Source organism: Pantoea sp. paga (genome assembly GCF_007558755.1).
Lineage (GTDB): Bacteria > Pseudomonadota > Gammaproteobacteria > Enterobacterales > Enterobacteriaceae > Pantoea > Pantoea agglomerans.
In genome coordinates, this window is record NZ_VLTF01000002.1 from 99,279 (window position 1) to 111,893 (window position 12,615).

Consider the following 12,615-nt stretch of genomic DNA (forward strand, 5'->3'; position numbering starts at 1 on the left):
GCGCCCGTTATCCCTGCGGCAGTTCCAGCTGGCTGTAACCCAGCCCATTCATCTTGCGCACTTTAATCTGAACCGGAATGCGCTCCTTCATCGCTTCAACATGGCTGATGACCCCAATGGTTTTGCCGCTGGCATTAAGCGCGTCCAGGGCATCCAGCGCGGTGTCGAGCGTCTGCGCATCCAGCGTGCCAAATCCCTCATCCAGAAACAGCGATTCGATGCGCGTTTTGTGGCTGACCAGATCCGATAACGCCAGTGCCAGCGCCAGACTCACCAGGAAGCTCTCACCACCGGAGAGCGTGCGGGTATCGCGCGCCGCATCGGCCTGCCAGGTATCGACCACATCCAGCTCCAGCAGATCCTGCGCCCGTCGCTGCAGCAGATAGCGGCCATGCAGCCGATCGAGCTGACGGTTAGCCAGGGCCACCAGGTGATCCAGCGTTAAGCCCTGGGCGAAGCGCCGGAATTTATCGCCGCTGGCGGAGCCAATCAGATCGTTGAGCAGGCTCCACTGCGCCAGCGTCACACTATCCTGTTCAATCTGTGTCATCAGGCTTTGCTGGCGCACACGAAGGCTGGCATCGCTCTGCAGCAGCTGCTGAATCTGACCCTGCTGGCTGGCGTTGTCGCGCAGTGCCAGCCGTAACTGCTCCAGCTGCTGCGCCAGCGCTTCGGCGGATTCCGGCATCGCAGCGGGTTTCGCCTGCTGATGGGCGCTGAGCCGCTGACGCAGATCTGCCAGTCGCGCCTGCTGCTGCTGGCATTGCTGATCGAGTTGCTGCAGCTGCTGACGCAGTTGCAGAGCTGTTTGCTCATTCAGCAGCGCCGCGCGCAGGCTGGCTTCATCCGCGAATCCGGCACTCTCCAGTGCCTGCTGCAGCGCGCTTTCCGCCTCTGCCAGTCTGCTGTTGAGAGTCTGTCGCTGATTTTCCAGCCCAGAAAGCTCACCCTGCAGGCGACTGACCTCGGCCTGCGCCTGTTGCAGGGCCGTGAGCTGCTGTGCCAGTTGTTCATCAGCCTGCTGAACGCGGGCCTGCATCTGCTGACGGGCGAGGGTGACCTCGCGATCGCCAAACAGCGCCAGACGGGCACGGCGCATCTCGCTGAGCTGCGTCTGGCTCTGGTTTTGCTGCTGCTGACGGGTAGTGAGCTGCTGCTGCTCCAGTTCTGCCTGCTGTTGCAGGGCAGTGAGCTGGGTTTCCCCCTTTAACAGCTGCGGTTGCAGGTTAGCGAGCAACCGCTCACTTTCCTGCCAGCGCTCCCAGCGCCGCTGCTGCTCTGTCAGCCACGCATCGCGATGGGCAGCGTCGGGCAGGGCAAGGTTGTGCGCACTGAACTGCTGCTCCAGACGACTCTGCAATTGCGCCATGGCCTGCTGTTCCTGCTGCTGACGCTGTTGCAGCGCATCCAGCGCCTGCTGCAGGCTGGACAGCGACTGCTGCGCCAGCTGCTCAGCCTGCAAATGCTGCTGCCAGGCCTGCGACTGCTGAAGATGGTAATCCTTTGCGGCCTGACGCGCCTGTTCGGCGGCTTCCTGCGCCTGTCGCTGCTGCTCAAGCTGGCTTTCACGTTCGCTTTGCTGCTGCTCCCACGCGGCTAAGGCATCCCGATCGGCGAGCGGGAAGGTAAGTGCCAGCTCACTGCTCAGCGCCTGCCATTGCTGCTCAAGCCGATCGAGCTGTTGCTGCATCTCCGCGATTTCATCGCGCAGGGTCTGCTGCTGCACGGCTGACTGTTTCAGCTGTTCGCTTTTTGCCGTGCCCGCTTCGCGCAATGCCTCGGTTTGTTGCTGCAGTGCAGCCCGGCGCTGCTGGTTAGCACTTACTTCCAGCGTGCTGTAGGCCTCAACGGCGGGATGCGTGCAGGAGCCGCACAGCGGACAGGGCTGATCGGCGGCGAGCCGGGCGCGGTAATCACTGAGATCGACAATCTGCTGCTCCAGCGCGCAGATTTTTTCGACATCATCCAGCTGCTGTTTTTCGCGTTTCCACGTCTCGCGCAGCGCCTGGAGTTCCGCTTCACTCTGCTGATGCGCTTTTGCAAGCGTAGCCAGCCGCTGCTGGCGCTGGCCCAGCTGCTGATGCAGCGGCTGCCACTGGGTTGAAAGCAGCAGCAGTTGCTGACGAGCCGGACGGCTGTTCTGCAACTGGCTTAATGCCTGACGCAGTGCGGCAGGCGGATGCTGTTCCTGTAGCGAAGTTAGTACTTGCTCCGCCTGCGACAGCGCCTGGCGGGCCTGTTGCTCCGCCTGCTGGCGCGGCAGCGCCTGTTCTGCCTGCTGCTGCTGTTCCGCCTGCTGGGTGGCGATCTGTCTCTGCTGCTGCTCGCGCTGTTGCGCCAGTCCGGCCAGGGTCGCTTCACGCTGCGCCAGCAGGGCAAAATTCTCCTGCCACACCGGCAGCGAAGCGCCCCATTGGGCGAGATCGGCAAGCTGCTGGCGTAACTGATGCTGTTCAGCAATCGCCTGCTGCCATGTATCAACCTGGCGCTTCTGCTCTGCCAGGCTGGCCTGTGTCTGGTCGGCATGCTGCTGCTGCCGGGCATTTTCCTGCTGCTGCTCCGCAAGCTGCTGCTGCAGTGTGCTGATCCGCTGATCCAGCGGCAGCACCTGTTCTGTCAGCAGGCTCTCCTGCTGCTGCTGTTCCTGCAGCGCCTGCTGGCGGGCACGCTGGGTGGCCGCGTAGTGCTGCTGATGCTGCTGCTGTTGGCTCTGCGCCTGCTGCTGTGCCGCCGTGAGTTGCTGACAGCGGCTCACGACCTGCTGCTGTTCGGTACGTAACGCGTCGCGCTGCTGCAGTTTTACCCGCAGCTTTTCAGCCGGTTCGCTGCGTGCCAGCCGCTGACGATCGGCTTCTGCCGCCTGGGATGCGGCATGGGCCTGCTGCAGCGCGATGCCAGCCTGCGCATTTTCCTGCTGTAACTGCTGCGCCTGCTGTTGCCACTGCTGCTGTTGCTGCGCCTGCTGATAGTGCACGCTGAGCCGCTGTTCCGCATCGGTCAGCTCGGTGAGCTGCTGTTGCAGCGCGTCGCGTGCGTCGCTATCCAGCAGCGCCATCGCTCCTGCCTGGCTGCGCAGCAGATCCAGCTGGGTTTTTGCCTCTTTGTGGCGCTCGTAGATGGCGGCGGAAATCAGACCGTAAATTTCGGTGCCGGTCAGCTCCTCAAGCAGTTCCGCGCGCTCACTGGCTTTGGCGTTGAGAAAGGCGGCGAACTGGCCCTGTGACAGCATCATCGAGCGGGTAAACCTTTCGAAATCGAGCCCGGAGAGGGTTTCGATCAGCTTCAGCTTGTCACCGACTTTGTCGGCAACAATGATGTTGTCGGCGCAGCGTGCCAGCTCAACGCGCGGTGCCTGTAGCTTGCCGTCGGCAGTGCCGCGCGCGCGGTTCTGGCTCCAGAAGGCGCGCCAGGCTTCTCCTTTGATCTCAAACTCCACCTCGGCCAGACATTCGGCGCAGTCGCGAGTCATCAGCGCATTCTGGCTCTGGGAAATCGCGCCCAGGCGCGGCGTCTGGTGATAGAGCGCCAGGCAGATGGCATCCAGCAGGGTGGTTTTACCGGCGCCGGTGGCACCGGTAATGGCGAACAGGCCGTTGCTGGCAAAAGGTTCGGCGCGGAAGTCGATGAACCATTCACCGCGCAGGGCATTGAGGTTTTTGAACCGTAGCGTGAGGATCTTCATTGGGTCTCTTCCATGGCGGCCAGCGTCTGGCGGAACAGGGTGGTCATCTCGGCGATTTGCGCCGGTTGCAGCTCCTCATCCAGCGCCAGCCGGCGGGCAAAGACCTCCTCCACCTTCAGCTCACTCAGGGTTTCGTTGTCGAGCCGCGCCAGGCTCTGTTGCCGCTGTTCACGGCTGCGGCGGAGCAACAGGACTTCGACCGGCAGCGTGGCGGTCAGGGTTTCTACCTGACGCTGCAGATCGCTGAGGTACTCCTGGGTGGTGACTTCGATGTCGAGCCAGGTCGGCTTCTCCTGCTCTGCCGTGCTGAAGGCGTTTAACTGCTCTGCAATCTGCGCCAGCGATCCTTTCAGCACCTGCATCGGCTGCGCCTGTGGCACCACCAGCGGCGTGACCGATTGCAGGCCGCTGGTAGTGAGTTCCAGCAGGAAGACGCTTTTTTCTGTGCCCAGCTCATCAAAACTCAGCGGAATTGGCGAGCCGCTGTAGCGGATATGCTCGCTGCCCGCGACGCGCTGAGCGCGATGAATATGCCCCAGTGCGATATAGTCAGCCGCTGGAAACGCGCTGGCCGGGAAGGCATCCAGCGTGCCGATATAGATGTCGCGCACCGAATCGCTCTGGCTGACGCCGACGGTGGTGAGATGGCCGGTGGCGATAATCGGCAGTGCATGGCCCAGCGCCTGGGCGGCAGTGAAACGCTGCTGATAGTGGTGGGCGATCGCTTCCAGCAGCGAGGTCTGCTTGTCGCGTCCCGACTGACCCGCCCGGCTGCGCAGAATATCGCGCGGCCGCAGATAGGGAATCGCACACAGCAGCGCGCCCGGCTCGCCCTGGCGGGTGTTGAGCAGCAGCACATCATCCTTCTCCTGCGGGGTGGCGATCACCCGGGTATTGAGGCAGGCGAGCAGCTCACGCGACTCATTCAGCGTAGCAACGGAATCGTGGTTGCCCGCCAGCACGATCAGCTGACAGCCGCTGGGCTGCAGCGCCACCACAAAGCGGTTGAACATCTCGCGGGCGTAGCTGGGCGGTGTACCGGTATCAAACAGATCGCCTGCGATGATCAACGCATCCACCTGATGCTGTTCAATCTGGATCAACAGCCAGTCGAGAAACGCCTGATGTTCGGCTGCCCGACTTTTGTTGTAGAAGAACTGCCCCAGATGCCAGTCCGCAGTATGAATGATGCGCATGATGAGTCCCTGCCGTTGTGATTCGCCCGGCGATTATACTGGCTCTGCGCCCAAAGCAAAAAATTGTCGCTGTGCTGTCATAAATGATTACCAGTGAGGTTACAGGCAGGTTATGTTTTTCATAAAAGTGTCACAAATCTGACGCATAATGGCGCCGCGAATCTCAGTGACATCCGTCATAATCAGCAGGAGTAATAATGGCTAAGCGCATTTTGGTTGTGGAGGATGAAGCCCCCATCCGTGAAATGTTGTGTTTTGTTCTGGAGCAGAACGACTATCAGCCAATCGAGGCGGAAGATTATGACAGCGCCGTTGGCAAGCTGATTGAACCCTGGCCCGATCTGATTTTGCTGGACTGGATGTTACCCGGTGGCAGCGGTATTCAGTTTATCAAGCACCTGAAACGCGAGGCGATGACCCGCGATATCCCGGTGATGATGCTCACCGCGCGCGGCGAAGAGGAGGATCGGGTGCGCGGCCTGGAAGTGGGTGCCGATGATTACATTACCAAGCCCTTTTCACCTAAAGAGCTGATGGCGAGAATCAAAGCGGTGATGCGCCGTATTTCGCCGATGGCCGTGGAAGAGGTGATTGAGATGCAGGGGCTGAGTCTGGATCCCTCCTCACATCGCGTGATGTCCGAAACCACGCCGCTGGAGATGGGTCCCACCGAATATAAGCTGCTGCACTTCTTTATGACCCACCCGGAACGCGTTTACAGCCGCGAACAGTTGCTGAACCACGTCTGGGGCACCAATGTGTATGTGGAAGATCGTACTGTCGATGTTCACATCCGCCGTTTACGTAAAGCGCTGGAAGTGTCCGGCCACGATCGCATGGTACAAACCGTTCGCGGAACAGGGTATCGTTTCTCTGCCCGCTACTAAACGGAGCCTTAACCGTGCTGGAACGCCTCTCCTGGAAGAGATTACTGACAGAACTGCTGCTGGTCTGTCTGCCCGCAGTGCTGCTGGGCCTGCTGTTCGGCGGTCTGCCCTGGTGGCTGCTACTGAGCGTGCTGACGGTGCTGTTGTGGCATTTTCACAATCTGATGCGGCTGTCGCACTGGCTGTGGCTCGACCGCACCATGACGCCACCAGCCGGGCGTGCCAGCTGGGAACCGCTGTTTTATGGTCTTTACCAGATGCAGCTCCGCAACCGGCGGCGACGGCGTGAACTGGGCAATCTGATTAAGCGTTTCCGCAGCGGTGCCGAGTCGCTGCCGGATGCGGTGATCCTGACCACCGAAGAGGGCACCATTTTCTGGTGTAACGGCCTGGCGCAGCAGCACCTGGGTCTGCGCTGGCCGGAAGATAATGGTCAGAACATCCTCAATCTGCTCCGTTATCCGGAGTTCTCCCGCTATCTTCGCCAGCGCGATTTCGACAAGCCGCTGACGCTGGTGCTGAACAACAAACTTCACATGGAGTTCCGCGTCATGCCCTACAGCGAAGGGCAGTGGCTGCTGGTGGCGCGTGATGTCACGCAGATGCATCAGCTGGAAGGGGCGCGCCGCAACTTCTTTGCCAACGTCAGCCATGAATTGCGCACACCGCTCACGGTGCTGCAGGGCTACCTGGAGATGATGAACGACTCGGTGATGAGCGAGCCTTCGCGCAGCAAAGCGCTGCACACCATGTCGGAGCAGACGCGCCGCATGGACAGCCTGGTCAAACAGCTGCTGACGCTGTCGCGCATTGAAGCCGCGCCCGCAATCGATCTGAAAGAGAAGGTCGATGTGCCGGTGATGCTGAAACTGCTGCAGCATGAGGCGGCGACGCTGAGTGGCGGCCGTCACGACATCCATTTCCATACCGATCCCCATCTGAAAGTGTTCGGCAACGATGAACAGCTGCGCAGCGCCATCTCCAATCTGGTTTACAACGCGGTAAACCACACACCGGATGGCACGCGAATTGATATCAGCTGGCTGCGCGGCAAACAGGGGGCCATTTTTCGGGTGTGCGATAACGGGCCGGGCATCGCCTCAGAACATATTCCGCGTCTTACCGAGCGTTTCTACCGGGTCGATAAAGCCCGTTCGCGTGCGACCGGCGGCAGCGGGCTGGGGCTGGCGATAGTGAAACATGCTCTGAGCCACCATAACGCCCGGCTCGATATCACCAGCGTGCCGCACAAGGAGACCTGTTTTACCTTTACACTGCCAGCGAGGTTGATTGTCAGCAGCGTGATGCAGGAGAATGCCGTTCATTAATCGCTGCCGGATCTCCCTGATGCGCATCCTTCTTTTGTTGATCATTACTCTGCTGCCGGGCCTGGCACTGGCCCAGCCCGGCGCGCTCTCCGGCAATCTCAGCAGCGTCGGATCGGATACGCTGGGCTATCTGATGACGCTGTGGGGCGAAGATTTCAGTCGCCAGGCGCCGGGCGTCAATGTCCAGGTTCAGGCCTCCGGCTCTTCTACTGCGCCGACCGCGCTGGCGGCAGGGGCAGCACAACTCGGTCCGATGAGCCGCCCGATGCAGGCAGACGAACGCCAGGCCTTTGAGGCGCGCTACGGCTATCCGCCGCTGGCGGTTCCGGTGGCTATGGATGCGCTGGTGGTGGTGGTGAATCAGCGCAATCCGCTGCAGCAGATTGAACCGCGTCAGCTCGACGCCATCTTCTCGATTACCCGTCTGTGTGGCGCACACAGCGTGCCGCTGCGCTGGGGCGATCTCGGCTTAACCGGCGCGCAGTGGAGCAAACGGCCGATTCAGCGCTATGGACGTAACTCCGCCTCCGGCACCTGGGGTTTCTTCAAGCAGCAGGCGCTGTGCAAAGGTGATTTTCGCAGCGACGTGGCGGAGTTTCCCGGTTCGGCCGCAGTAGTGCAGGCGGTGGCCGGTAATTCACGCAGCATCGGCTACGCCAGTTTTGGCTTTCATCTCAGCGGCGTAAAAATGCTGGCGGTGATGAATGATCAGGGGCAGGCGATTACCCCGGATGCCGATGCCATCCGCAGTGGCCGCTATCCCTGGGCGCGCCCGCTCTATCTCTATGTGAATAAAGCGCCCGGCAAACCTTTGCCGCCGCTGGTGGCCGCGTTTCTGCAGCAGGTGCTTTCAGCACAGGGACAGCGGCGTGTCAGCGAAGCGGGCTATCTGCCGCTCTCTGACAGTCAGATGATGCAGGCGCGCGCCGCGCTGCGTTAATCTCCCGAACGTGAATTTTTTTCAACATCACTGAATTTTCTTCAGTTGCAGAAGAAAGCCGCTCATGCCACTCTGTATTCAGACATGTAGCCATCCAGATGGCTATTTATATCAGGATGCAACTATTTCCTGCCGTCATTACCGGCAGGGGAGACAGGAGTGATCATGCAAAGAGAAACCGCCCCGTTCCGTGCCGATACCGTTGGCAGCTTTCTGCGTCCCGCCGCCATTAAGCAGGCGCGCGAACAGTTTGCAGCCGGAGAGATTGATGCGGCTGCCCTGCGCCAGATTGAAGATGAGGCGATTCGCGATGTGGTGGCGAAACAGCGGGAAAACGGCCTGAAAGTGGTCACTGATGGCGAGTTTCGTCGCGGCTGGTGGCACTTCGACTTCTTCTATGGCCTGAATGGCGTAGAGCGCTATGAAGCGGAGCAGGGCATTCAGTTTAATGGCGTGCAGACCAAAGCGCATGGCGTGAAAGTGGTAAGTAAACTCGGTTTCCCGGCGGATCATCCGATGCTGGCGCATTTCCGCTTCCTGCAAAGTATTGCCGGTGATGCGGTCCCGAAGATGACCATTCCCAGCCCCAGCGTGCTGCACTTCCGTGGTGGCCGCAAGGTGATCGACGCGGAAGTCTATCCCGATCTGGCAGACTACTTCGACGATCTGGCGCAGACCTACAAAGCAGCTATTCAGGCGTTTTATGACGCGGGCTGCCGCTATCTGCAACTGGATGATACCGTCTGGGCTTACCTCTGTTCTGAAGATCAGAAGCGCGATATCCGGGCGCGTGGAGACGATCCTGACCAGCTGGCACAGACTTATGCTCAGGTGTTGAATAAAGCGCTGGAAGGTAAACCTGCCGATCTTACCGTGGGTCTGCATGTCTGTCGCGGCAACTTCCGTTCAACCTGGATCTCTGAAGGCGGCTATGGGCCGGTCGCAGAAATCCTGTTCGGCAGCGTCAACGTGGATGCCTTCTTCCTGGAGTATGACAATGCCCGTTCCGGCGGCTTTGAGCCACTGCGTTATATCAGACCGGGCCATCAGCAGGTAGTGCTGGGTCTGATTACGACCAAAGTGGGAGAACTGGAGGATCCGGCGCAGGTAAAAACCCGGCTGGAAGAGGCGGCGCAGTATGTCAGCCTGGATCAGATCTGCCTCAGTCCGCAGTGTGGTTTTGCCTCAACCGAAGAGGGCAACAGCCTGACCGAGGCGCAGCAGTGGCAGAAGATTCGCTTAGTGGTCGATATCGCGAATCAGGTCTGGTAGTGCTGTAACGTTGTGCAGACAGGTGCGTAAAACGCGCCTTTTGTGTATCTTCAGGCCCGTTTATGCGGGGATTTCTCACGCTCTGTCTATTATTTAGGCACATCATCTTGTGTGCCTGCTGCAAAAATTAACGCTATCCACTGCCTTTTGAAAAAATGGCGGTATAACCTTCTGGTTTTCCGATCCCGTATTGCCTTTCACCGCTATAAACGTTTTACTTAGCGCCGTTGTCGATCCATCCCTCTGTGAACAGAATAAAAGCAGCTCAAATCACCTGTGCTTTACCCTGCGACGAGCATAATGCGCTGACATTGTCAGCCTGGTCGCGGTTTACACGCAGCGAGGGGACAACACTAACCCAACTTCCACCGCAACATCAGTGACAGGCCGTATGACACATCGTTTAACTTCGAAGGACATTCTCGCGCTGGGCTTTATGACATTCGCCCTGTTTGTTGGCGCGGGCAACATCATTTTCCCGCCCATGGTCGGTATTCAGTCTGGCGAACACGTCTGGACTGCCGCGATTGGTTTTCTGATTACCGCAGTCGGTCTGCCCGTGATGACCGTGATCGCGCTGGCCCGCGTCGGCGGCGGCGTGGATGCACTCAGCACCCCGATTGGCAAGGTCGCTGGCATCGTGCTGGCCACCGTTTGCTATCTGGCTGTCGGGCCGCTGTTTGCCACACCGCGTACGGCCACGGTCTCGTTTGAGATGGGTATTGCCCCGCTGACCGGTGATGGCGCGCTGCCGCTGTTTATCTATAGCCTGATTTACTTCACGCTGGTGATTGGCGTATCGCTCTATCCCGGCAAGCTACTCGACACGGTAGGGCACTTCCTTGCGCCATTAAAAATTATTGCGCTGACCGTGCTGGGCGTTGCTGCCCTGGTGTGGCCCGCCGGCGGCACGGTTCCGGCTACCGCTGATTATCAGCGTGCGGCCTTCTCCAGCGGTTTCGTCAATGGCTATCTGACCATGGATACGCTGGGCGCGCTGGTATTTGGCATCGTAATTGTCAACGCCGCCCGTTCGCGTGGCGTCGATAATGCCGCGCTGCTGACCCGTTATACCGTGCTGGCAGGGTTAATCGCCGGTCTGGGCCTGACGCTGGTCTACCTCTGCCTGTTTAAGCTGGGCGCGGGCAGCGGTGCGCTGGTGGATCAAAACGCTAACGGCGCAGCGATTCTGCACGCGTATGTTCAGCATACCTTTGGCAACATGGGCAGCTTCTTCCTTGCCGCGCTGATCTTCGTCGCCTGTATGGTGACCGCCGTTGGCCTGACCTGTGCCTGTGCGGAATTTTTTGCGCAATACCTGCCGTTATCGTATAAAACGCTGGTGTTTATTTTGGGTCTGTTCTCCATGGTGGTGTCGAATCTCGGCCTGAGCCACCTGATTCAGATCTCCATCCCGGTACTGACGGCGATTTATCCGCCCTGTATCGTGCTGGTGGTGCTGAGTTTCACCCTCAACTGGTGGAATAAGAGCAGCCGGATTATCGCGCCTGCCATGCTGATTAGCCTGCTGTTTGGTATTGTTGATGCGATTAAAACCACCGGGTTTAAAGATTTGCTGCCCGCTTTCAGTCAGCATCTGCCGCTGGCCGACCAGGGTCTCGCCTGGTTGCCGCCGTCGCTGGTGATGCTGCTGATTGCCGCTGTTGTTGATCGGGTGAAAGGGCCGGAACAGGTGACCGTTCACTCGTAGCAGAGAGCACTGATTTTTCTTTAACCACGGGCCTGCCCGTGGTTTTTTCATTTCACAGGTACAGGTTGTTATGCAAGAAACCAACAAGCTCAAACGCGGACTGAGCACGCGCCACATCCGCTTTATGGCGCTGGGATCGGCGATTGGCACCGGGCTGTTCTACGGTTCCGCTGACGCGATAAAAATGGCCGGACCGAGCGTGCTGCTCGCCTATATCATCGGCGGGGCAGTGGCTTACATCATCATGCGCGCGCTGGGTGAGATGTCCGTTAATAATCCTCAGGCCAGCTCCTTCTCACGTTACGCGCAGGACTATCTTGGGCCGATGGCAGGCTACATCACCGGCTGGACGTACTGTTTTGAAATCCTGATCGTGGCGATTGCGGATGTCACCGCGTTCGGCATCTATATGGGCGTCTGGTTCCCTGAGGTGCCGCACTGGATTTGGGTGCTGAGCGTGGTGCTGATCATCGGTGCCGTCAATCTGATGAGCGTGAAGGTGTTCGGCGAAGTGGAGTTCTGGTTCTCCTTCTTCAAAGTCGCCACCATTATCGTGATGATTCTGGCCGGTTTCGGCATGATCATCTGGGGCCTCGGCAACGGCGGCCAGCCGACCGGGATCCACAATCTGTGGACTAACGGCGGCTTCTTTGCGCACGGCGTGGTCGGTATGCTGCTGTCGCTGCAGATGGTGATGTTTGCCTATGGCGGTATCGAAATCATCGGTATCACCGCCGGTGAAGCGAAAGATCCGGAGAAGTCGATTCCGCGCGCCATCAACTCGGTGCCGTGGCGCATTCTGGTGTTCTACGTCGGCACGCTGTTTGTGATTATGTCGATCTACCCGTGGAATCAGGTGGGCACCTCGGGCAGCCCGTTTGTGCTGACCTTCCAGCATCTGGGCATTGCGGCGGCCGCCTCTATCCTCAATTTCGTAGTGCTGACCGCGTCACTCTCGGCGATTAACAGCGATGTGTTTGGCGTGGGCCGCATGCTGCACGGGATGGCGCAGCAGGGACATGCGCCGAAGGTCTTTATGAAGGTCTCTTCGCGCGGGATCCCGTGGGTGACGGTAGTCGTGATGATGTTCGCCATGCTGATTGCGGTTTATCTCAACTACCTGATGCCGGAAAAAGTCTTCCTGGTCATCGCCTCGCTGGCGACCTTTGCGACGGTGTGGGTCTGGATTATGATTCTGCTGTCGCAGATCGCGTTCCGTCGCAAAATTGGCAAAGAGGCTGCCAGTAAGCTGCAGTTTGCGCTGCCAGGCGGCAGCTGGACTGCTGGCGTCGGCGTAGCCTTCCTCTGCTTTATTATCGGTCTGATTGGTTATTTCCCCGATACCCGCATTTCCCTCTATGTCGGTATGGTGTGGATAGTGGTGCTGCTGCTGGGCTATAAGCTGGTTCGTAAACCCCGCTAATCTCCTGTTCTGCTCTCTCATTCGTGGGGGAGCAGAACACGCTATTTCCCGCGCTTATATATTCCTGCTCATCTGATTATTTATGTGACCCAATCCACAATATGGAATCCTGTTATCAGGAGCAAAACGCCTGCCTGAGAAATAAGATTATGCCCCGGTTTATTTGCACGAATGCA

Annotated in this window: 8 protein-coding genes; 6 read left to right on the forward strand and 2 right to left on the reverse strand. The window is 59.1% G+C overall.

The window, feature by feature from the left end; genetic code table 11:
- Positions 1-7: 7 nt before the first annotated feature.
- Together FOV68_RS06035 and sbcD are read right to left on the reverse strand one after the other, a co-directional pair.
- Complete coding sequence (locus tag FOV68_RS06035; RefSeq protein WP_143990494.1) at positions 8-3,682, reverse strand: AAA family ATPase; 3,675 nt, start codon at positions 3,680-3,682, stop codon at positions 8-10.
- Positions 3,679-4,878 carry an exonuclease subunit SbcD gene (sbcD, locus tag FOV68_RS06040; RefSeq protein ID WP_033779671.1) on the reverse strand — a complete coding sequence of 400 codons (1,200 nt, stop codon included), beginning with the start codon at positions 4,876-4,878 and terminating at the stop codon, positions 3,679-3,681. Before sbcD ends, FOV68_RS06035 begins: the two co-directional genes overlap by 4 nt.
- Before the next feature lie 197 nt (positions 4,879-5,075).
- On the opposite strand from sbcD, the gene phoB reads away from it, so the two are divergent.
- The 6 genes from phoB (at position 5,076) to proY (ending at position 12,439) form a co-directional block, all read left to right on the forward strand.
- The gene (gene phoB / locus FOV68_RS06045) at positions 5,076-5,765 is read left to right on the forward strand and encodes a phosphate response regulator transcription factor PhoB (RefSeq protein ID WP_003852491.1); all 690 of its coding nucleotides are present in this window, start codon (positions 5,076-5,078) and stop codon (positions 5,763-5,765) included.
- 14 nt (positions 5,766-5,779) lie between these two features.
- Complete coding sequence (phoR, locus tag FOV68_RS06050; protein WP_010255313.1) at positions 5,780-7,093, forward strand: phosphate regulon sensor histidine kinase PhoR; 1,314 nt, start codon at positions 5,780-5,782, stop codon at positions 7,091-7,093.
- A gap of 19 nt (positions 7,094-7,112) precedes the next feature.
- Complete coding sequence (locus FOV68_RS06055; protein ID WP_064704588.1) at positions 7,113-8,033, forward strand: PstS family phosphate ABC transporter substrate-binding protein; 921 nt, start codon at positions 7,113-7,115, stop codon at positions 8,031-8,033.
- A 165-nt stretch (positions 8,034-8,198) separates the two neighbouring features.
- Positions 8,199-9,305 carry a cobalamin-independent methionine synthase II family protein gene (locus FOV68_RS06060; protein ID WP_031593971.1) on the forward strand — a complete coding sequence of 369 codons (1,107 nt, stop codon included), beginning with the start codon at positions 8,199-8,201 and terminating at the stop codon, positions 9,303-9,305.
- Positions 9,306-9,696: 391 nt separating this feature from the next.
- On the forward strand, positions 9,697-11,016 hold the full coding sequence (brnQ, locus tag FOV68_RS06065) for a branched-chain amino acid transporter carrier protein BrnQ (RefSeq protein WP_033771063.1): 1,320 nt from the start codon (positions 9,697-9,699) through the stop codon (positions 11,014-11,016).
- A gap of 70 nt (positions 11,017-11,086) precedes the next feature.
- Positions 11,087-12,439 carry a proline-specific permease ProY gene (proY, locus tag FOV68_RS06070; protein WP_031593969.1) on the forward strand — a complete coding sequence of 451 codons (1,353 nt, stop codon included), beginning with the start codon at positions 11,087-11,089 and terminating at the stop codon, positions 12,437-12,439.
- Positions 12,440-12,615: the final 176 nt, after the last annotated feature.

Coding starts and splice junctions, on each gene's coding strand:
- FOV68_RS06035 (WP_143990494.1), bottom strand. CDS start 3,682: ATGAAGATCCTCACGCTACGGTTCAAAAACCTCAATGCCCTGCGCGGT.
- sbcD (WP_033779671.1), bottom strand. CDS start 4,878: ATGCGCATCATTCATACTGCGGACTGGCATCTGGGGCAGTTCTTCTAC.
- phoB (WP_003852491.1), top strand. CDS start 5,076: ATGGCTAAGCGCATTTTGGTTGTGGAGGATGAAGCCCCCATCCGTGAA.
- FOV68_RS06055 (WP_064704588.1), top strand. CDS start 7,113: ATGCGCATCCTTCTTTTGTTGATCATTACTCTGCTGCCGGGCCTGGCA.
- FOV68_RS06060 (WP_031593971.1), top strand. CDS start 8,199: ATGCAAAGAGAAACCGCCCCGTTCCGTGCCGATACCGTTGGCAGCTTT.
- brnQ (WP_033771063.1), top strand. CDS start 9,697: ATGACACATCGTTTAACTTCGAAGGACATTCTCGCGCTGGGCTTTATG.
- proY (WP_031593969.1), top strand. CDS start 11,087: ATGCAAGAAACCAACAAGCTCAAACGCGGACTGAGCACGCGCCACATC.